Here is a 21,612-nt window from a genome sequence, read left to right on the forward strand (position 1 = left end):
TCATGACCGACCTCATCGGCTTTTCCCGCGAGGACGCCGGCCAGCCGCCGTCCCTGGCGCCGGCCTACGGCTCGACCGTGTCGCGCTCGCCGCGCCAGCCGCTGGTGCGCATCCCCCAGACCCTGACCGAGCTGACCGGCCCCGCCGGCTGCTGGGGCAACCTGATGGGCGCTGCCCTGGCCGACCTGACCACCCAGCACAAGGCCATGCCTCAAGGCCAGCGGATCATCGTCGCCGGCCGCGTGCTCGACGAGCAGGGCCGCCCCGTTCCCAACACCGTGATGGAGATCTGGCAGGCCAACGCCGCGGGCCGCTACATCCATGGGAAGGATCAGTGGGACGCCCCGCACGATCCTAACTTCACCGGCGCCGGCCGGGTGATCACCGACGCCGAAGGCCGCTACCAGTTCGTCACGGTGCGGCCCGGCGCCTATCCGTGGGGCAACCACAAGAACGCCTGGCGTCCTGCCCACATCCACCTGTCGCTGCTGGGGCCGGCCTTCGCCACGCGCCTGGTCACCCAGATGTACTTCCCCGACGATCCGCTGATCGAGATCGACCCGATCGCCAACGCCGTGCCCCTGCCCTATCGCCAGCGGATGGTCTCGCGGTTCGACATCGAGACCACCCAGCCCAACTGGGCCCTGGGCTATCTGTTCGACGTGGTGCTGCGCGGCCGTGAGGCCACGCCGTTCGAGGACGATCATCATGACTGACCAGATCAACCCCGCCCCGCGCCAAGACAACCAGGATCCAGCCCTGTTCGGCCAGACCCCGTCCCAGACCGTCGGTCCGTTCTTCCACTACGGCCTGCCCTGGAAGGGCGGCGCCGACCTGGTCGGCCAGTCGGACATGGGCGCGCGGCCTGAGCTGTTCCCCGAGGACCACTACGTACTGAACCTGGCGCCGCCCAAGGGCGCGGTCGGCGGCGAAACGATCACGCTCGAGGGCGTGGTCTACGACGCCGACGGCAAGCCCGTGTCCGACGCGATGATCGAGATCTGGCAGGCTAACGCCGCCGGCCGCTACGCCAGCCCCGACGATCCTCGGACCGACATCCCGCTCGATGAAAGCTTCATCGGTTTTGGCCGCGCCTCCACCAGCGACGAGGGACTCTATCGCTTCAGGACCGTTTTGCCGGGCGTCGTGCCCGGTCCCGGAAACGGCCTGCAAGCGCCGCACATCGCCGTGGGCGTGTTTGGGCGCGGCCTGATCAAGCGCCTGGTCACGCGGGTCTATTTCGAGGACCAGGCGGCCAATCAGACCGATCCGATCCTGGCCCTGGCGCCGGCCGAGCGTCGAGACACCCTGATCGCCCGGAAGGTCGGCGACGCGTGGCGCTTCGACATCGTCTTGCAAGGCGAGCGCGAAACCGTCTTCTTCGATATCTGACGGTAAAGCCTCCGGAGCTCGCCCTTGTCCTCACTTCTCCACGACCGTCCCGCCTCCACTCCGGCCATGCTGGCGGTGTTCGGCGACGCGGCCCTGCTGCGCGCGGCCCTGCTGTTCGAGGCGGTTCTGGCCGAGGCCCAGGTGACCGAGGGGCTGATCCCTTTGGAGGTTGGCGAAGCCATCGTCGCCGCCTGCGTCGAGCTTCCCGACGTCGAGGACCTGGCCGAGGCCGCCGCCCACGCGGGGACGCTGGCCATTCCCCTGGTGCAGATCCTCCGCCAGCGGGTGGCCGCCCGGCACGGCGACGCCGTCGCCGCCCTGGTGCACAGGGGCGCGACCAGCCAGGACCTGGCCGACACCGCCCTGATGCTGCAGGCCAAGGCCGGCGCCGCCCTGATCCGCGACGAGGCCGCGCGCCTGGCCCAGGCCCTGGCGGCCCTGGCCGAGACGCACGCCGCCACGCCGATGCTGGGCCGAACCTTGCTGCAGGCCGCCCTGCCGATCACTTTCGGCCTGAAGGTCGCGGGCTGGCTGCAGGGCGTCGACGAAGCCCTGATGCGTTTCGACATCGAGGCCGCCACCGCCCTACGCCTGCAGTTCGGTGGAGCGACCGGGTCTCTGGCCGGACTGGACGGCAAGGCCCTGGCCATCGCCGAACGCCTGGCCGCGCGGCTGGACCTGGCCCTCCCCGCCAAGCCCTGGCACGCCCAGCGCGGCGCGATCGCCGGCCTGGCCAGCGCCTTGGCCATCCTGATCGGGGCGGTTGGCAAGATCGCCACGGACATCGCCCTCCTGGCCCAGACAGAAGTCGCCGAGGCGTTCGAACCGAAGGTCGCCGGACGCGGCGGCTCCTCGACCATGGGCCACAAGCGAAACCCCACCGGCTGTCAGGTCGCCTTGTCCGCCGCCCTGCGCGCGCCGCACCTGGCCGCCACCCTGTTGTCCGCCCTGCCCCAGGAGCATGAGCGCGGGCTGGGCGGCTGGCAGATCGAAGGCCCGGTGCTGGCCGATCTCTTCCGACTGGCCCACGGCGCCCTGGCGGTCATGGCCCCGGTGATCGAAGGCCTGGAGATCGATGTCGAACGCATGGCCGCCAACCTGGCCGCCGCCGGGCTCGGGAACGACACCGGCGAATCCGAGGCGCTGGTCGCCCGCGCGCTCGACGCTTACCGAAAGGATCGCTGATGCCCTTCGCCCTTTCCAACGGCGCCCGCATCTACTGGCGGCTGGACGGCGCGGCCGACAAGCCCGCGGTGGTGTTGCTGCCCTCGATCGGCACGGACCTTTCCCTCTACGATCCCGTCGTCCCCTTGTTGACGCCCGACCTCCGCGTCTTACGGATCGACACCCGCGGCCACGGGGCTTCGGACGCCCCGGCCGGCGACTACAGCCTCGACCTCCTGGCCGACGACGTGCTGGCGGTGATGGACGCGGCGGGGATCGCCAAGGCCACGATCTGCGGCACCTCGCTGGGCGGCATGGTCGCCATGGCCCTGGCCTCCAAGGCGCCCGAACGCATCGAGACCTTGGTCCTGGCCTGCACCTCTCCGGCCCTGGACCCGGGGGTCTGGGACCAGCGCCTGGCCTTGATCCGCGCCGAGGGGCTCGGCGCGATCGTCGACATGGTGCTGGGCCGCTTCTTCTCCGACGATTTCCGCGCTCGACACCCCGAGGTCGTCGAGACGGTGCGCGCCGGCATGGTCGCCCAGAACCCCGACGGCTATTGCGGCTGCGGCGCGGCGATCCGCGACATGGCCCTGCTGGAACGCCTGTCGGACATCACCGCGCCGACCCTGGTGCTCACCGGCGCCAAGGACATCGCCTCGCCCTTCGAGGGGCACGCCGAGCGGATCGTCGCCGCCGTTCCCGGCGCCCGCCACGTCGAAATCGACGGCGCGCATCTGCCCAGCCTGGAAGCTCCGACGGCCTTCGCCGGCGCGCTGCGCGCCTTCGTCCGCGAGGCGCTGGGCGGAACCGCGATCGGCGACGCACAGGACGTCCTGTTCGAGGCGGGCCTCACGATCCGCCGCCAGGTGCTGGGCGACGCCTGGGTCGACAAGTCCCTGGCCAGGCGCACCGCCTTCACCGCCGATTACCAGGCGATGATCACGCGCTACGCCTGGAACGAGATCTGGGGCCGGCCGGGCCTGGACCATCGCACCCGCCGCCTGCTGGTCGTGGCCATCTGCGCGAGCTTGGCGCGCTGGGAGGAGTTCCGCCTGCACGTGCGAGCGGGCCTCGAGCGGGGCGGCTTCACCCTCGACGAGCTGAAGGAAGTCCTGATGCAGACGGCGATCTACGCCGGCGTGCCCGCCGCCAACACCGCCTTCACCGAGGCCGCCGAGATCATCGCGGAGCTGGGCGGAGCCGATTGATCCGCGCGCCTCGCCTGGGCGCGGCGCTTTTCGCGCGGCAGGCGCCATGTCCAACCTGGCGGTCTCCCTGGTGCCTAGGTTAGGCCGACAACACCCTCGCCGCCGCGCTAGTGTTTTTGGTCGGACGCGAACTCATAGATGCCTCCGGCGATGATCATGCAGAGACCGTAGTCGAGCATGAGATTGCCCTGCGTCCCCGCCAGGATGGCTTTCGATTTAAGGTCCGTGTCGATGGCGATGAAAAAGTCCAGGATGCCGCCGCCATTGAACGCCAGGTTGCCGATCGTTTCGGGGATCAGGGACTTGTAGGTGGTGTCCCAGGCGGCGTGGTTGACGATGACGTTGGCGACGACCGGCACGTTCCAGACGATGTTGATGCAGGTCTCGACCAGGGCGAAGCTCTTGCCGACCCACGGATTGCTGGAAGCGGCGGCCGGAATGGCGGCTATGCCCTTGAGGATGCTGATCGCGGTCAGGGCGTTGTTCATCTCGGCGTACCAGTTGTCGGTTCTGGCGTTGATCAGCGTGGCGATGTTGGGCGAGACGTAGGCGATGTTGCCCAGGCAAGCGATCGTCGCGTAGGTCTTGGCGAGCGGGTTCTTTATCTCGGCGACATCGAGCACGCGCTGGACGTTGCTGGTCACGATGAGCACCAACGCGCCGTACAGAGAGACGACGCCGGTCACGAAACCGAAGGTCTTGAGCTTGGTCTCGTCCAGCACCGGCGCCGGCGCGGCGGTCGCCAGCGGCGTCCTCGGCGCGGCCGCGACGGGACGGGGCGAGGTCACGAACAGCGCCTGGATGTCAGCGAAGGACTTGGCCCCGATCAGGTCTTTGGTGAAGGCGTCGTTCTTGGGGAACGGCGCCCTGTGGGCGACGGCCTTGTAGATGATGGTGACCGGGATGGCCGCGATCAGGCAGATCAGGTCCAGGAACGACAGGTCCTCGTCGGTCAGCTCATTGTAGAGCCAGGACAGCACCGGGATATCCAGCTTGGCGGTCAGGATCTCGATCGCGCCTTCCATCAGCTGGGCCAGGATGTCCAGCACGGTGACCAGCACGTTCTGCGCCGACTGCAAGACCGTGTCGGCGAGGATCGTCACCAAGCGTTTGATGATCTCGGTGAGGCCGAGGCCGCCGAACTGGTCGATGATGTCGGTCTTGATGGCGGTGGCCGCCGCGGCCAGGGTCTGCCCCTCGGCCTCGAACAGATCGACCAGGTCCTGCAGGATCGCCGTGGCCGGACTGTCGGACGAGAGGTTGCTCGAACTGGACGCGCAACCGTTCTGGAAGTGGTGGACGCCCAGATTGGCGGGCGCGCTGTTCTGCCCCGCGACCGGGGGGTTCGACGCCAGGGTGGCGGCGGCGGTCTGGTTGAAGTCGGGAATGTCGGCCCAGCCGTTGATCGCGGTCTGAAGCTGCTGGAACAGCGGCGCCAGGTCGGCCTTGACGGTCTCGATGCCGGCGATCGCCGACTGGCTGAGACGCAGGATCAGGGTCTTCAGCACCTTGTGGGTGACCAGGATGTCCGGCCACTCGAACAGGAATTGCAGGAACAGGATGATGTCGTCGACGATCACCTTGATGGCGTTGTAGACCCAGGTCGCCGCCGCCACGACCGCTTCCACGGCGTCGAGCACGCCGTGATAGACCGCCTCGCCGATCGTGGCGACGAAGAGCCAGACATCGTTGGCGGTGTCCTCGACGAGTTGGATCGCCGCCTCGACGCCCGTCGCCAGCCAGTTGAACAGGTCACCGATGTCGACGGCGATCCCGTCGGCGATCCCCGCGGCGGACAGGGCGACGGTGCGCGGCGGCGGCAGGGCGAACAGGGCCGGCCGGGCCTTGCCGGGCGGCGGGGCGGCGGCGACCTTGTCATAGGCCTTGGCCAGACACCGGTTGGAATAGGCCACCCGGTCCAGGTCGTCCTTGGAGGTTCCCGCCGGAACGAAGTCGCGCCGATTGCCTTTGCGATCGACGATCTGAGCCGACCGCAAGCTCTCGGTGGTGGTGTACCGGGCGTTGCGCGCCCAGGCCGCGTCCATGGTGTTGACGGGGATCTCCGGCTGGGAGGCGACCGAGACCTGGAACCGCGTGCCGGTCAGGCTGGTGGCCGTCTCCACGATCGTCACCGTTCCCAGGGCGTCGGTGAGCACCTCGATCGGCGAGGGACCGATGATGTAATAGAGGTGATTGATAGAGACCGAGGTGACGTTGGTCGCGGTGAGCTTCACGCTGACGTTCGGGGCCGTCCGGCCGTCGGCGTCGGCGACCCGGATGTGGGTGGTGTAGGAGTGGATTGGCAGTGACGGCTGGGTCGTCGCGCTCGGCGGCAGGGTGATGCGGCGCTGAGTCCACAGCGCGGTGGTCGGCGACTTGATCAGCTTGATCAGCCCGGTCCCGGTATGGGCGAAGAAGGTGTTGGCGCTGTAGCCGCGATCGATGAACGGCGCGATCGCATCGACCCCGGCCAGGATCGGCAGCGGCCTGTTCCAGGCGGCGGGCTGCCCCTGCCGTCCCGCCGGGCAGGTCAGGTAGAAAACCTGATCGTCGCCGTTCAATCCCCAGACCGTCACCGCGCCGTCGGCGGCGTAGGCGTAAAGCGCGCGCACGGCGGCCAGCAACGGATGGGAGGCGACCAGCACCCCGGTCGCTCCGTCCTTCTGGTTGCCGCTGGCGAACCAGTAGAGACCACCGTTCGCCGCCGCGTAGAGGTCGGAGGTGTTGTCGGCGTCGCGCACCGCGGCGATCGCGTCGGCGAGCAGCCCCCCCGGTAGGTTCAGCCGCGACGGCGGCGCCGGCAGGGCCGGATTGAAGACGTTGTAGAGCGGCGTGTAGACCAGCTGGGCCGACGCGCCGGCCGCGCCCTTCGTGTAGAGCCCGTCGACTTCGTAGGCGTGCGCCGCGCGGCCGAGACAGGAAGCATAGCCCGAGGCCTGGACGTCGATCGCCAGGTCGTGCGGCCGCCAGGTGGGCGAGGCTCCGGGGGCGGCGTCGATATAGTAGCGCGCCAGCACGCCGACCGGTTGGGTTGGATTGCGGAGGGTGTCGACGACGACATACTCCTTGTCGGTCGCCTCGCTCAGAAAGACGTTGGCGATCAGCAACGGGCTCGGCGGCGTGATCGGCAGGCCGTCGCCGCCGATCGCGTTGAACGGCGCCGCCGTCCAGGCCGGCTTGGCGGTCCAGCCCAAATCGGAATCCGAATTGCCCAGGCTCAGATAGAGATGGTCGCGGATCCCGTCGTTGACGATCATCGCCAGATGGATCTGGGCGCCCGATCCGCCCGGCGCCGCCACGACCTGGGCCGCGCCGAACGACTTGACCGTCGCCTTGCCGCCGAAGTCGCTCTGGATCCGGACCGCGCCCAGATCGACCTGCCGCCAGCCATGGGTCTGGCCGGGGGCCTCGATCGTCAGGTTGAACACCCCGCCCGTGCCGATCGAAAACAGCAGCGACGCCCCGGCGTCGGTCTGCAGCGCGATGAACTTCTCCTGAGGCAGCAGAAAGTCGGCCTGGATGTAGTTCTCCATCAGCTCCGAAGAGGTCGTGATCGTATAGCCGCTCATGATTTGCCCCTTCCGCAGGCCTGGCCCCTGTTTAGTTTGGGTTGACGTAGGTCAATTGCGCCGTGAGGTCCTGGCTCGCCGAGAAGGACAGGTTCTTGAACGTGAAGGCGTCGTTTCCAGGGAAAACCCAGGCCCGGTAACCGTTGATGGTATTGGTCAATTCATCGACGTAGCGGGTGAAAGCGGTGTCGATATAGGCTGAGAGGTCGGTGGAGACGCTGGTCAGTCCATTCTTGACCTTGTCCTCAAAGCCGAACTTTCCAAGGATGCCTTGCGGATCGAAATCCCACCGCGCCGATTGATTGGCAACGCTGTTTGTTTGCGTGACCTGCAGGGCGCCGTTCTGCTCGACGCCCAGCGTATACAGCACGGTCAGCGTCTTGTCGTAGTAGCTCTTCCCAGACAGATCTGTGTAGTTGACGAATACTTCGCGATGCTTGAATTCCATGTAAACGACGGCCCGCACCTGGACCCGGATCTGGTTGCCTTTGACGGCGACGTGTCCGGTCAGGGTGAAGTTGTAGTCGCCCCAGATCTCCACGGCGTGGCTCGCGGATTCGGAATTGTCGTGGGAATTATTCACGAAGCTGAGCGACAGCACGTCGGTGAAGCCGTCGCCGTCGGGCGGACCGATCGGCGAGACCGGCCTGAACGATTGCGGCGAGGTGGAGCGGCCGCTGGAGTAGTGGATCTTGAAGTCCTCGCCCGAGTGGGTCATGTGCACGTTCGTTGCGATGCACAGATTGCCCACCTCCGCGTTGATCAGCTTGGCCAGGTAGGTGAAGAAGACGTCGCGACGGACCGCCTGCACGCCGGAAAATTGGCTCACCTCGTTCAACTCGACCCAGTTCCAAGGGAAGGGCACGGGGACCGGCACGGTGGTCGATTGCGTGCCGATATAGACCAGGGTCGCCGCGTCCGCCTGGGCGGCCGTTGGATTTTTGATCGGCTGGCCGTTCTGCTTCAGCGGCGAGGCTTCGCGCGACACCGCGCCGAGTTCCAGCGTGGTGGGCCGCGGGGCCGTCACCGTGAAGCTGTAGCTGAGCACCGGGTCCCCGTTCTGGCGCAGCTGGGTGAAATAGGCGTTCAGGAAGACCGACGAGATCAGGTTCCAGACCGGCCAGCCCGGCGGAATGTTTTGGATCGTCGGCGACGCCTCCAGGATGGCGGTGTCCAGGTCGAGAAACAGCTTTTGGATGGTGAAGGCGTTCGGCGCCTGGTGCTGCAGCTGGATGATGCGTTGCTGGACGGCCGGCGGCACGGGGGAATTGGGATTGATCGTGGTGATGTTGAGAAACACGTTGGCCGAGAAGTACCAAGGCGCCCCCGACCCGCTGGGTTGCGACTGGTTGATCCACTTGGTGTGCGGTCCGTACTCGAAGCCAACGATCTGGAACTCGGCGCAGAGCAGGTTGAACAACACCGGGGCGCTGGTTCCATCGCCCAGGGTCGCGATCGGCGGAAGACTGGCCAACGGCACGTCCGGCAGGCCCAGCCGCGCCTTGACCGCACCGGCGAAGCTGGCCGCCGCCAGGTTGATCAGGTCCTGATTGGTCGAAGGATTCGCGCCGTCGGGGACCGCGAACGGGTCCGATCCCTTGGCGTTGGCGACGAGCGTTTCATAGGCGATGGGGACGAGATTGTCGCTGTCGTCAAAGACGTAGCAGACAATGACCTCCGGCGCGGAGAGCCCCGCCAGCAGCTGCTTGAGCGTTGCGTTGACGCTGGTCTGCGTCACGGCGACCACGAGGTCGAAACCATAGTGCGGATCCGACAAGTTCGATTGCGAAACGCTCATCGATCATATCCCTGCTTGGCCACAAGCCCTCGGCGCGCGCCCGTCGGCGGCCAGCCGCCCCGCTCCACGCAAAGCCGGACATAACATCCTATAAGTTGTTATTGTTTTCGAATCGTTTTTTACGAGTATTGGCCGAGTTTGCTGACGCTTGCCGGCGGGCGGCCCCGCCGGCCTTGAGCAAGGCGGCTTCACGGTCGACGAGCTGAAGGAGCGTCGATGCAGACGGCGCTCCATGCCGGCGGGCCGGCGGCCAACACCGCCTTCACCGAAGCCTCGGAAATCCTGGCCGAACGGGGCGAGGCGCGCTGACGTCGACGCCTCTCCCGCTGCCGTCCTAGTTCACGCCCTTGCGCTCGACGTGCCAGCCCGGCTTGGCGCAGAGCCCGCAGTCCGCCCCCACGAACATCGCCCGCCCGGCCTGGTCGCCCTTCAGCCGCCAGTTCAGCCAGGCCACGGCGACTTCGCCGAATGCCCCGCCGCGCGGCTGGCCGTAGACGCCGCCGTGACCCACGCCGTCCTGGTAGGCGCGAACGGCGGGGATGTGCGTGATGCGGGCGAAGTCGTCATTGGCGTTGGCGAAAGCGATGTCGGTGGCGTCGCCGCTGACATAGATCGCCGAACCATGCAGGGCCTTCAGGCTCTCCTTGGTCACATTGGCGCCGGGCAGGCCGCCCGTGCCCGTGCCGAGCACGCCGCTGTTCCACACCCCGGTGGTGGACACGCGCGGATCCGCGGACGCCTCGATCGCCTGCAGGCCGCCGCAGGACATGCCCATCACCGCGATCTTCTTGACGTCGAGAAGCCCCCGGTAGCGGCTGGCCGGCCGGGCGTTCTCGGCGACCGCCCAGTCGATGGCGTCGATCAGTTGCGAGGCGGTGGTCTTGGGCGGTCCGGTAAGGTCCGGCGCCGGTCGCGGCGCGTTGGCCGGAGGCGGCGGCTTCGGGCCGACGATCGGCCCGATGGCCACCACCAGATAGCCGTGGCCGGCGATCTCGGTCAGGAACTTGGCGAAGGCGTCGCCCTCGTTGGCGCAGGCGCCGTTGGCCCAGGCGACGATCGGCAGCGAACCCTTGGCCACGGCGCCCAGGTCGACCGGCCGATAGACGGTGTGGGTCGGAAGGCCCGGATCACTCTCCATCACGGCCTTGTACGGCGGCGGCGGGGCCTCGGCCGCCAGGGCGGGACCGGTCAGGAACAGGCCCAGCGTCGCGGCCAACGTCGAAATCTTCATCGGGACTCTCTCGGCAGGGTGAAGCTCAAAGGCGCGGACAGCGCGCCAATCTCGGGGAAGCGGGTCGGGCGGATCTCGCCGTTCAGATCGAAGCTGGCGGTGCGGGCCAGCAGCTCCTCCAGGGCGATGCGCAGTTGCAGCCGGGCAAGGGACGCGCCCGGGCAGTTATGGGCGCCGCGACCGAAGGCCAGATGCTCGCCGATATTGGGACGGTTCAGCACGAACCGGTCGGCGTTCTCGAACTTGCGCTCGTCGCGGTTGGCGGACGCGTAGACTAGGGCGATAGGCTCGCCCGACGGGATCGCCCGCCCCCCGATCACGACGTCCTCCACGGCCGTGCGCGCGAAGCCCCGATAGGGCGTGTACAGCCGCAGGAACTCCTCGACCGCCGCCGGGATCAGGCTGGGATCGGCGCGGAGCTGGGCCTGCAAGGCCTGGTCGCGCGACAGATGCACCGCGATGCTGCCGATCATCACCGTCGGCGCGATGATGCCGACCACCAGAACCTGGCGGATCGTGCCGATGATCATCGTCTCGGGCAGCGGCTCGCCCAGGTATCGCGCGGCCAGCAGCGCGCTGGCGGCGTCGACAGCCGGGTCCAGCGGCTGGGACCGACGGTCCTCGACCACCGCCTTGGCCATGTCATAGAGCTTGAGGCTGGCCGCCTTGACCACGTCGTCGATATTGGCCTGGACGGCGATGTTGTAGTCGCGGCCCACGTCGCTGAGCACCTTGGCCTGATCGTCGGCGATGTTCATCCAGTGGGCGAAGACCCGGATCGGCAGGTGGCTGGAGAAGTCCGCGCAAATGTCGCCCGCGCCTCGCGCCAGCAAAGGCTCCAGAAGGTCGATGGCGATGCGCCGCGTCGGCGCCTCCATCGCGGCCATCCGCTGGGCGTTGAACAGCGGATTGAGCGCGGCGCGATAGGGCGTGTGCTCGGGCGGATCCAGGTGCAGCGGCGGCCGGCGGCCGGTGAACGCCACCTTGGGCACCACGTTCTGCACCGAAGTGATGAAACGCGCGGCGTCCCCCGCCGCCTCGCGCACGTCGTCATAGGTCATCAGCGCCCAGAAGCCGCCCCAAGCCCGGCTGTGGGCGACCGGGCACCGGGCGCGCAGGTCGGCGTAGACGGCGTACGGACTGTCGAACGTCTCCGGTTCCAACGGATCGAAATCCTGGTCTGCGGGCTTGGACATGGACGCTCCTACTCGGGCTTGATGGGCGCGCCCCGACAGGCGCCGCCTCTGATGCAGGGCCGGGCGAACGGCGGCGGCGTGAAGGGCACGAAGCGGCCCTGGGCCTCGCCCGCATCCCGGGCGCGGCGATTGAGGGCGGCCGGCGCGGCGTCCCAGCGGCCCGTGTCGATGCGGGCTTCCAGCGTGCGGATCGCCGCCAGCCGCTCGCCCGCGCCGAACCGGCAGTGCCCGGCGGCGCCGACGAAGGCCTGGGCGAGGTTGGCGCCGCGCCGGCGGGATTTCACGGCCGAGGCGTAGGCCGCGTTGGTGCTGACCACGGTCATGCCGTCACCGACATTGTGGACCGTCAGCAACGGACGCTTGATGTCTCCGCTGATCGTGTAGTTGGCGGACATGTAGGCGACGGCGGCGGGTTCGGCGGCGATGCGCGGCGCCTTGGCCAAGGTCGCCAGGTCGGCGTCGAGATCCAGGCCCGCCTTGGCGTACAGCGCCTGGACCGCCGGACGGCGGCCGCCGGCGCGAAGCTGGGCGGCGTAGTCGACGCCCATATTCCACGAGAACACCCCGCCGGCTCGGCGCTCCTGGTCCGCGCGCGGCAGGAAGACGCCCATGACAAAGGCCTCGGCCTGTTGTTCCAACTGCTCGTCGTAGGCGTCGACCTGGGGCTCGGGCGAGGCCGGATCCGTCCAGCCGGGCAACTGCGCCAGGGCGGACGCCAGGGCGATCCGGGCCCGACCTCGCGGCGTCCGCATCGCCTCGCCCAGGATCGCCTGAGCGGCGGCGCCGTTGGCGCGATCATCGCCGGTGGCGACCAACCGCAGGTCCGAGTCCGGCGCCAGCAGGGTCTTGAACGCGAAGGCGCCGTCCAGGGCCGTGTTCATCATGCCGAGCACGCCCGATATGGAGCCGCACAGGGCCAACGCGCCGTCGAGCCGTTCGGGATGACGCTCGGCCAGGGCGACGCTGGTCAGGCCGCCCATGGAGTCGCCCCAGGCGATGACGCGTTTGGGTTTGCCGTAGCGTGCGACGAACGCGTCCAGCGCCGTCCACTGATCGACCTGCGCCTGCTCCAGCGCCCAGCCGGCCTGGGAGTAGGACGAGGCCGCCAGGCCGTAGCCCTGGGCCAGATAGAGCTCGCGTTCACCGATGGGCGCGCTCTCGGCCGGTCGCAGGGTCTGCGAATAGCCGTGGCCGTAGAGCAGCACCGTGCCGTTCCAGTTCGCCGGGGCCTCGACCACCCAATCTCCGCCGCCAGGCAGCGGCCCACGCGTCTCGCCAGACGCCCTCGGGGTCTGCGCCGCGGCGGGCATCGCGACCAGCGCCGCGGTCATCATCGGCAGAAGGGAGGCGCGCGCGATCACGATGCCTTCCCTTCCCCCGGCGCGGCGCACCGGAAGCTTTCGGCCTTGTTCGGATCGCCGCCGATATGGACGGCCTGGCTAGGCCAGACACAGAGCGGACGCTGACGCGTGACCTGGCCGTCCTCCACCTGGCTGGCGACGATGCGCTCGGGCGCCCTGCCCTGCTCGACCCAGGCCACCATGGCGCTCAATGCATCGTGGTCGCCATCTCCGATCGGTTCGGGCGTGGCCGAACCGCCGAACCGGTCAGGTCCCGTCCCGCCGAGGCAGTGATACAGGCCGGGCGCCATCATCAGCCGAGCGAACGATCGCGTCTCTCGGCCCCCGCCCGTCCTGGCTTCAAGGCCGGCATAGTACTCCAGGCTCTGCTGGGCGATGACCGACGGGTCGAGCCAGCCCTGATAGATCAGCAGCTTGCCGCCCCGGGCCCTGAAGGCCGAGAGGTCCGTCTTGTTGGTCCAGAGCTTCGCCAGTCTTCGCTGCGCCAGGGCCAGGTCGCCGGCGATCGTGAAGGTCCCGGCGTCCCAGCTCGAATCGCGGTGCGCGCCGTCGGCGAACATCGCCCGGAGCAACGGCGACGGCGGTCCCGGCCGCGTCCGCACGCCTGGAAAGACGCCGCTGTCGATGGGCTTTCCGGCCTCGTCGCGCAGCGGGGCGTACGTGATCCGCACCGTGGCCAGCTTGGCCGGCGTCAGGCAGGCTCCGACCGTTCCAGTCGAACAGGCCAACACGGCGGGGTCGAACCGGCAGGTCGGGGGATTGGCGACCAGGCCGTCAGCCAGGCCGTCGTCCCGGTCGCAGGCGGCCACGGCCGCCTTGGCCACCAGGCTCCAGTCGGCGTCGTTCAAGGCCCCCGCCGGGTCGCGCTGGTCGCGCAGCCCAAGCCACATCATCCTCGCCGACAGCGGCGGCATGTTCGGTCCCGGCGCCCCGACCACCACCCCGTCATAGTCGCCGGGATAGTCCTGGACCTCCTTCAGCCCCTGACGCCCGCCGCCGGAGCAGCCGAGGAAATAGGCATGGGCCGCGGGACGGCCGTAATAGGCCTCGACCAAGGCGCGGGCGGCCTGGTTGGTCAAATGCTGAGCGCGGTGGGTGTAATCGTCGACCGCCGCGCGATCCAGCATCCAGTGGGCGTCGGCCGCCTTGTGCCCGCTGTCGGTGGTGACGGCCGCGAAGCCGGCGTCCACCCCACGTCCGAGGTCGGCGTAGTTGTAGATCCCCGCGTCGCCGCCGACGCCGGCGCCCAGCAGCCGACCGCTCCAAGCCTGGGCGGCGGGCAGCCAGAGCTCGAAGCCGACCCGCCCCTGGATCACGCCCTCGACGCGGCAGAAGGGCTTGGAGGCGACGCCGTTGTAGGCGGCCTGGGTCGGCGACGACCAGACCGGGCTCGGGGTCACCGCCGTCGCGGCGACCACCCGTACGCCTCGCCCGGTAAAGCCACGCAACGCCGCGCAGGCGTCGGCGCCCAGCGCGACGGGACGCGCGGATGGCGGGACGGCGGGCGCGTCCGCGCACCCGACGATCAGCAGGGCCAGCCCCGCCGCCGCCGCGCCGCGCGGATCGCGCCTCACCATGACTTGCTCACATTGAGGCCGACCAGGCGTCCGATGGGACTGGCCGACTGAGGGTCGTAGCCGCCGCTCACATTGACGAACGGCGGATCCTCGTCGAACAGGTTCTGAGCCTCCAGGGCCACCGTGACGCCCTTCAGCCAGCCGCCCGCCGATTGGACCTCGTAGGCTAGGCGCAGATCGACGGTCCGGTAGGCGTCGACCGTCTGCACCGGGGTGACGGTGTTGTTATCGTAGCCGCTGACGGTGTTGAGAGCGGCAAGGGCGTTCCAGCCGCCCCGTCGCCAGGTCAGCCCCAGGCGCGCGCGCAGGCTCTGGGGGTAGTTGATCTTGTCGACCACGTCGATCGGCGCGACGCCCGGCGCGGGCGAGAACGTGAACTTGGAGAAGTACTCGCCCATGGCGCTGAGTTCGAACGCGCCGAGGCCGGTCTCCCAGGCGTAGTCGACCGCGAAGTCGAAGCCTTCGATCTGACTGGCGCCCAGGTTCTGGCGGCGACCGTCCTGGATGTAGGTGACCGCGCCGACGTTGATCGTGGTGTTGGTGACGTACTTGGCCTGCAGCGCCGCGATCTGGGCGGGGGTCGGATTGAAGATCACATAGGGCGCGTAATAGGGCAGCGTCAGAAGGCCCGACGTGCCGCGCAGGGCCACGATCTGGTTGCGGTAGTCGATCGAGAAGTAGGTGAGGTTGGCGTGCAGACCCGGCGCCGCGGGCGGCGTCCAGTCCACGCCCGTCGACCAGGTCGTCGCCTTCTCGGGCTTGAGGTCGACATTTCCGCCGGCGATGCCGATCCCGTAGCAGCTGCCGGTGGCGCAAGGCAGGGTGTCGCCATAGAGGCCCGCCCCGCCCCCGATCGGGCTGTTCTCCGCCAGGCTGGGCGCCCGGAACGACTTGCCGTAGCTGCCCTTGACGGTGAGTCCGTCGACCAGCTTCCAGTCCAGGCCGAGCTTGGGGTTCGAGGTCGATCCGAAGTCGCTGTAGTCCTCGTAGCGGCCGGCCAGCGACACGTTCAGCTTCTGGACCAGCGGCAACGCGTTTCCATCGCCGACAAGCGGCACGAAGAGCTCGCCATAGACCGCCCGGATGTCGCGGTCGGCGTGGCTGTAGGCCGAGACCGGCGCGCGGGTCGTTCCGGTGAACAGGTTGGTCACCAGGAGCTCGTTGCGGGCCTCGGCCCCGACGGCCAGACGGACGGTCCCGCCGGGAAGGGCGAACAGCGGACCGTCGGCTTGGGCGGTGACCGCCTCCAGCCCGGTTCGGGCCTGGATGACGAAGGAGCCCGTCTTCAACAAGGCGATCACGTCGGGATTGGTCGGCCCGCCGAACACGTTGAGCGCCTTGGTCGGATCGTTGCTGGCCAAGGCCGCCGTCCCACCGGCCGTGTAATAGTTGGTGCGCTGCTTGTTGACGTCGTCGGACCGGCCGTAGGTGGCCGTCACCTTGGCTCTCCAGTTGGCCGGCAGGCGGGCGTCGAAGCCGAGGTTCATCGCGTAGGATGACGAGACGCTGGGCACGTGGTTGTAGCCGAAGACGTCGGCGAACGAGTAGTTGACCGTCTCCGAGGTCCCGGCCGGCGCGCCCGGGGGACGGACGTAGAAGGCGTTGGTGTTGGGCACGCTGAGCGACGCGGTGACCACGTTGCGGTTCGTCACTTCGCGCCGCGAATAGTAGCCGAGCGCGAAGAGGTCGATGCTCGGCGTGGCTTCCTGGCGGGCGCTGAGCAGCAGGTTGTTCTTGGTCTGCTTGGGAATGATATAGTTGAGCCGCAGGTTGTCGCAGGCGCTGCTCGTGTTCGGCGTCAGGCGGCTCGCGTTGGCCGGCGTCACGCCGCCGACCGGAATGGCGTAGCTGACCCCGCCGATGACGATGTTGCCCGGGCTGCACTGGGTGCTGCGATAGTCGCGACCGCCCCGGGATCGCAGATCGGACGTATAGAAATCGCGATCCTGACCTTCGAGGGCGGAGTTGCGGGTGTGCTCCAGGGCCAGGACCACCGACCCGGTGTCCCACCGATGGCCGAGGATCTGGCTGATCTGTTGGGTGCTGTAGCCGTCGGCGAAACCGGCCCGGACGGTGGTCTCGGCTCCCTGGAAACGGGCGCGTGGGATCAGGTTGACCACCCCGGCCACGGCGTCGGAGCCATAGATGGCCGAAGCGCCGTCCGGCACGACCTCGACTCGCTCCAGCGCGATGAACGGCAGCACCGACGGATCGATGAACTGGCCCTGGGTGCCGGCGGCGGGGAAGCGGTTGCCGTCCAGCAGCAGCAAGGTGGCGTTGACGCCCACGCCGCGCAGATTGACGCCCGCGCCGCGCGTGGCGTTGGCCGCGCCGTTCTGGGCCGAGGTGGCGACGGCGGACGGACCCAATCCGATGATCTGCGGCACCTTGCGCAGCAGGTCCGAGACGCTGGTCGCGCCGCTGTCCACGATCTGCTCGCGATCGAGCCCGATGGGGGTGGCGCCGACGGCCGCCACACCGCGGATGCGCGTGCCGGTGACGACCACCTCGGCGACGGCGTCTTCGGAAGCGGTCTGCGCCTGGGCGGCCGACGCGGCGGCTCCGATGGCGATCGCCAGCGCCAGACTTGAGACGCAGATGTGGCGTGACGGGACTCGGGTACTCTTCATGGCGCCCTCCCTCGCGGCGCGTACGGCAAGTCGCCGTCGGGCCGTCTTGGTTTATCGCGACCCCCAAATGGTTCGCATAACAATAGTATGTTATACGAACTATATGAGTTCAAGCGAAAGTGGGCGCCTTCGCGCGGCGCTGATCAGTCTGGCTCGTCCAACTCAATCGACGCGGAAGACCTTGAGCCGCACCCGATCGGGCAGGCGTTCGCCCAGGCTGAGGAAGACGCTTTCAGTCAGCCAGCCGTGCGGCCCTGGCCCGACCTCGAACACCGGCGTGGCGCGGAAATAGCAGAGCGCCGGATCGACCACTTCGCCGGCGGTCAGGCGCCGCACGACGTCGGACGAGGCCCCGCGCACGCCCGTGTTGATGACGCCCGCCGTCTGGCCGTCGGCGAAGCGGATCGTGTAGCGGGCCTGCAGGAGGGTCACGCCGTCTGGCCGGATCGTCTGCAAGTCCGCCCCGCCGGGCAGGATGACCCCGCCGAGGCCCGGGCCGTTCACGCGGCCGCCCGTGATCGGGATCACGCGGCTGGAGACGCCGCGCGCACCGCGCCGGACACGGCCCAGCCGCCCGACGTCGCCGTCAACGCCACGCTCATCTGACGTCGGGTGAGTCTGCTGGAATCGCCCATGGTCGCTCCGATCCTCGCCGTCTGGATGGCGCGATCAGATCAAATAGTCGTGGGCGCGGCAAACAGTCTAGAAAACAAACATTTGTCGTCGCTCGCCGGACTATCGGACCCGCGCCGCCACGGGCCCTTCGATGAAAGCCGTGACGGCGGCCTCCAGCGTGTCGCCGTCGGCGCTCATGTTGCTCATCGGCAGGCGCAGCACCGGAACGCCCGCTCGCTCCAGGGCCTCAAGCACGAAGGGGTCGGCGTCGTCGATGGCGACCGCCCCGTGCACGCCGTGAAGCTGGGCTTCCTTGACGTGCCATGCGCCGGCCCAGGTGGGCATCCGCAGCTCGTCGCCCATGGTCACGAAGCGCGCGGCCAGGGCGCGCAGGGAGTCTCGGTCGCCCTCGAAGGCGCGGATATAGCCGTCGGCGGCCAAGCCCAGATACATCGACCAGACGAAGACCGCGCCGTGGCTGTCCTCCCAGCGCTGGTAGAAGCCCATGTCGCTCCACAGGCCGCGCCCGACCCACATCAGCCGCACCCGCTCGTCCGGACAGGCCCCCTCGCCCGCCCGGGCGCGCGCGGCGATCTCCTCGTAGAGCCGCTTGGCCGCGTCGCGCCCCCAGATCGTGCCGCGATGCCATTGCGGCACCATGGTCGCGGGCATGGTGTCGACGATCCCGGCCGGCGCGGGCCGGGTGGCGGCGATCAGGTCGCGCGCGCGGCGATAATAGTCTTCCTGTTCATTGACGAGGGTCATCACCTCGACGAAGCGCGCCGGATCGAACTTGCGGCCGGTGACGGCCTCCAGACGCGGGATGCTGGCCTCCAGCTGGGCGGTAAGCAGGTCCAGCCGTTCGGCTTCCAGCGTCTCGTCCCAGCGCTCGGGCAGGTCGGACCACCAGGCGACAGGCAAGTCCCAGCGGCTGTCGACCGACCGCTCATAGACGAAGAGCTCGGCGCCGGTTTCATGCGCCCAAGCCTCGAACAGCTTGGCCCCGGCGTCGGAGCCCTTCGTCAGGGCCAGGATATCCGGCTTGGGCAGCCCGCCCCAGGGCGCGTCGTCGTGGTGGGCGTCCAGGGCCGCGGCCAGTCCCTGGGCGCTGTAGCTCTCGACGTCCGCGGGGTAGTCCGCCCCTTTCAGCAGCGCCGCGTAGTCCCCTCCGCGCTGTTTTGCGGCGACGATCGAGGCCCACCACTGGTTCACCACATAGGGGATGTCCATGGCCCGGAGGATTTCCTGGGGCGCGTCGGCGTTGACGACCGCGAAGGGTCCCTCCGCGGCGCGACGCCGGACATCGGCGAACCAGTCGCGCTGCCAGACCCCGAAGTCGGCGGTCGAGACCAGCGCCTTGCGGCTGCGGCGACCCGCGCCGTCGGCCGAGGCCGGTCGCGCGGACTTCTCAGGCGCCTTGGCCTCCGGTCGCGACCGGGCGGGCGGAGCCTGTCGGGGCGCGAACGGATCGGCGAAGAATGCGTCCAGCGCCTCGGCGAGCCTCACCGGGTCGGGCTCGAGATCGAGCTTCAAGCAGAGCAGCGGCTTTTCGACCGCCGCCAGGGCCTCACGGGTCCGCGCGACATCCCAGGGCGAAGACTCGTCTCCCGGCAGGCGAACATGAACCACCGCCTCGACATCCATCGCCTTGGCCCGGGCGGTCAGGGCCTGGGCGCGAGCGACACTGGATCCGCCCACGGCGCCGGGCAGCGGCGTTTCCCAACGCCGAAGCAGGGCCTCAAAAGGGTCCAGGCTCTCGTCCAGCATCATGTCCGCCCAGGGGTCGCCCCAGTCGTGGTCCTCGCCGACAATCACGCAGCCGGCGGCCTCGATCATCGCATAGATGACAGAGGTCTCGTGCGGCGCGCCGGTGACCAGCACCCGTCGGCCCGTCCGCGGCCCGGCGCTGGCCTGGGCCGCCAAGATCAGGCCGCCGCTCTCGGTCGCGGAGACCTGGCCCACGGCGCGAATGAGATCCAGGGCTTGGACGCCGCTCATCAGCGGCGTCGGCGCGGCCCGCAGGTCTAGGACCTGCTTGAGGCGCCGCCGCCGCGCGTTGGCCTTGGCGACCTCCTCGGCCAGATCGGCCGGGGTGATCGGCCTCCCGGCCAGGCCTTCGAGCCAGGCCTTGAACCCCGCCAGCCGCGCACGATTGTAGCGCCGAATGGACTCATCGGCGCCGGTCAGGACGTCGACATGGGCCGTCGAAAGCCCGCCGCCACGCCCGGTCCGCGAGAGCTCGCGCAGCACCGAGAACAGCTGGACGTCCTCGACACGGTCATGGGCGATGGCGGCGCCGGCGAACGCCGGATCCCTTCCCAGCATCTGGGCCAGCAGCGAACGCGACCGGGGCGGCTGGCCCTCGAACGCCTCCGCCGGCGCGCCGGCGCGATCCGCGGCCAGGCGATACGGCGTGAAGCCCGCCGCGGCGATCAGCTCGCGCGGGACGTCGACGCCGATCTGGACCAGCGTCCGACCGCGGTCCCCGGACATCAGATCGCGCCCGCTTCGGTCAGGCCGCGGACCTTTTCGTCCGAATAGCCCAGGAGGTCGCGATAGATCGACAGGTTGTGCTCGCCGATCGCCACGGGCAGCACCGCGTCGAACCCCGTGCGCCCCTGCGAGAACTGGATCGGCACGCCGGCGGTCATCAGACCGTCCTTATCCGGATAGGCCGGGTGGACGATCGGCGTCGTTTCACCTCGGGCGACCACGCGCGGATCCTTCAGGCCTTCGGCGGGATGGCGCACGGGCGCCGCCGGAACGCCCTGCTCCTCCAGCCGGCGGACGACCTCGGCGGTCGGCAGCCGGCTGGACCAGGCTTCGATCAGGGCTTCCAGATTAACGGCGTTGGCGACTCGGCGGTCTCGGGTGGCGTAGCGCGGATCTTCGCCTAAGGCCTCGTCGCCCATGGCCCTGAACAGACCGCGCGCGAGGCCCTCGTGCACCGCGACGATCGAGACATAGCCGTCCAGGCAGCGGAACACGCCGAACGGAGACAGGCGCTGGACCGTGAGACCGGTCCGGGCCTCCATGCCGGCCAGGGCCATGGCTTGCCAGTTTTCGATGGCCACGAACGACGTCAGGGCGCCCAGCATCGAGACGTCGACCTGCTGTCCCTCGCCGGTCCGCTGTCGGTGGTTCAGGGCGGCGAGAATGCCGATCACGCCGAACATGGGCGCCAACATGTCGGCCATCGGGATGCCGATGCGGACGGGTGGATCGCCGGCGCCGCCGCTGGTGTACATCGCACCGCTGAGGGCCTGGATCAGCACGTCCATGGCCTTGCTGCCTTCGGCCACGCCCGCGCCGAAGCCGCTCAACGAACAATAGATGATCGCCGGATTGGCGGCCTTGGCGGCCGCATAGCCGACGCCCAGGCGGTCGGCCGTGCCGCTGGTGAAGTTCTCGACGACGATGTCCGCGTTGCGAACCAGATCCGCGAAGACATCGCGGGCCTGGGGGTGCTTGAGGTTCAGGCTGACCCCGTGCTTGCCGCGCGCCCGGGTCAGGTGGGAGATCGACAGGTCGTCGGCGTGGCGCTTTTCGACGCTGACCCCGTCGCGCCCCACATAGGGACTATTGTCGCGCGCCAGGTCGCCGCCGCGCGGATCCTCGACCTTGATCACCGTCGCGCCCAGGCCGGCCAGAAGAAGGGTCGCATAGGGCCCAGCCAGCGCGCGCGTCAGATCGATGACGGTCAGACCCTCCAAGGGGCGGGCGCGGGCATCGGCGGCGGCGTCGGTCACGAAAATCACCTACTACAGGGAATAAGATATTGGCGCTGAAAGGTTTTTCGCGGCATCGACCACGGCGACGCGCGTTCCCCAACCGCGACATTCAGCGAGCCGGGGCGGCCCGTGTCAAT

General features: G+C 68.9%; 14 protein-coding genes. 4 read left to right on the top strand and 10 right to left on the bottom strand.

The annotated features are described in order from the left end of the window. Positions 1–2 precede the first annotated feature (2 nt). From pcaH to pcaDC, 4 genes are read left to right on the top strand one after another with little or no spacing between them, the layout of a single operon-like run. Positions 3–716 (top strand): protocatechuate 3,4-dioxygenase subunit beta, encoded by a 714-nt coding sequence (pcaH, locus tag ASD21_RS18065; protein ID WP_056444532.1) that lies wholly within the window; start codon positions 3–5, stop codon positions 714–716. Then, positions 709–1,392: a protocatechuate 3,4-dioxygenase subunit alpha gene (gene pcaG, locus ASD21_RS18070; protein ID WP_056444535.1), complete on the top strand. Its 684-nt coding sequence runs from the start codon at positions 709–711 to the stop codon at positions 1,390–1,392. Before pcaH ends, pcaG begins: the two co-directional genes overlap by 8 nt. A 24-nt stretch (positions 1,393–1,416) precedes the next feature. Further along, positions 1,417–2,577 carry a 3-carboxy-cis,cis-muconate cycloisomerase gene (gene pcaB, locus ASD21_RS18075; protein WP_056444538.1) on the top strand — a complete coding sequence of 387 codons (1,161 nt, stop codon included), beginning with the start codon at positions 1,417–1,419 and terminating at the stop codon, positions 2,575–2,577. Further along, positions 2,577–3,767 (top strand): bifunctional 3-oxoadipate enol-lactonase/4-carboxymuconolactone decarboxylase PcaDC, encoded by a 1,191-nt coding sequence (pcaDC, locus tag ASD21_RS18080; protein WP_056444541.1) that lies wholly within the window; start codon positions 2,577–2,579, stop codon positions 3,765–3,767. Before pcaB ends, pcaDC begins: the two co-directional genes overlap by 1 nt. A gap of 107 nt (positions 3,768–3,874) precedes the next feature. Here pcaDC and ASD21_RS18085 read toward each other — a convergent pair whose 3' ends face one another. The 10 genes from ASD21_RS18085 to ASD21_RS18130 form a co-directional block, all read right to left on the bottom strand. Next, on the bottom strand, positions 3,875–7,336 hold the full coding sequence (locus ASD21_RS18085; RefSeq protein ID WP_056444544.1) for a hypothetical protein: 3,462 nt from the start codon (positions 7,334–7,336) through the stop codon (positions 3,875–3,877). A gap of 31 nt (positions 7,337–7,367) precedes the next feature. Then, entirely contained in the window at positions 7,368–9,134 is a 1,767-nt protein-coding gene (locus ASD21_RS18090; RefSeq protein ID WP_056444547.1) for a hypothetical protein, read from the bottom strand. Positions 9,135–9,468: 334 nt separating this feature from the next. After that, positions 9,469–10,365 carry an alpha/beta hydrolase family protein gene (locus ASD21_RS18095; RefSeq protein WP_056444550.1) on the bottom strand — a complete coding sequence of 299 codons (897 nt, stop codon included), beginning with the start codon at positions 10,363–10,365 and terminating at the stop codon, positions 9,469–9,471. Continuing rightward, positions 10,362–11,561, bottom strand: coding sequence for a cytochrome P450 (locus ASD21_RS18100; RefSeq protein WP_056444553.1), 1,200 nt, complete (start codon positions 11,559–11,561; stop codon positions 10,362–10,364). Before ASD21_RS18100 ends, ASD21_RS18095 begins: the two co-directional genes overlap by 4 nt. A gap of 8 nt (positions 11,562–11,569) precedes the next feature. After that, complete coding sequence (locus ASD21_RS18105) at positions 11,570–12,922, bottom strand: DUF6351 family protein (RefSeq protein ID WP_156398426.1); 1,353 nt, start codon at positions 12,920–12,922, stop codon at positions 11,570–11,572. Beyond that, positions 12,919–14,499: a tannase/feruloyl esterase family alpha/beta hydrolase gene (locus ASD21_RS18110; protein ID WP_082554840.1), complete on the bottom strand. Its 1,581-nt coding sequence runs from the start codon at positions 14,497–14,499 to the stop codon at positions 12,919–12,921. Before ASD21_RS18110 ends, ASD21_RS18105 begins: the two co-directional genes overlap by 4 nt. Continuing rightward, a complete protein-coding gene (locus ASD21_RS18115) occupies positions 14,493–17,129 on the bottom strand; it encodes a TonB-dependent receptor plug domain-containing protein (protein ID WP_056444565.1) in 2,637 nt (878 codons plus the stop codon). The genes ASD21_RS18110 and ASD21_RS18115 overlap by 7 nt, the downstream gene beginning before the upstream one ends. 162 nt (positions 17,130–17,291) lie before the next feature. Beyond that, the gene (locus ASD21_RS18120) at positions 17,292–17,657 is read right to left on the bottom strand and encodes a DUF3237 family protein (protein WP_056444567.1); all 366 of its coding nucleotides are present in this window, start codon (positions 17,655–17,657) and stop codon (positions 17,292–17,294) included. Between the two features lie 207 nt (positions 17,658–17,864). Beyond that, a complete protein-coding gene (locus tag ASD21_RS23580; protein WP_082554842.1) occupies positions 17,865–20,237 on the bottom strand; it encodes a 2-hydroxyacyl-CoA dehydratase family protein in 2,373 nt (790 codons plus the stop codon). After that, positions 20,237–21,493 carry a CaiB/BaiF CoA transferase family protein gene (locus ASD21_RS18130; RefSeq protein WP_056446159.1) on the bottom strand — a complete coding sequence of 419 codons (1,257 nt, stop codon included), beginning with the start codon at positions 21,491–21,493 and terminating at the stop codon, positions 20,237–20,239. Before ASD21_RS18130 ends, ASD21_RS23580 begins: the two co-directional genes overlap by 1 nt. Positions 21,494–21,612 lie beyond the last annotated feature (119 nt).

The organism is Caulobacter sp. Root1455, from assembly GCF_001426905.1.
Taxonomy (GTDB): Bacteria; Pseudomonadota; Alphaproteobacteria; order Caulobacterales; family Caulobacteraceae; genus Caulobacter.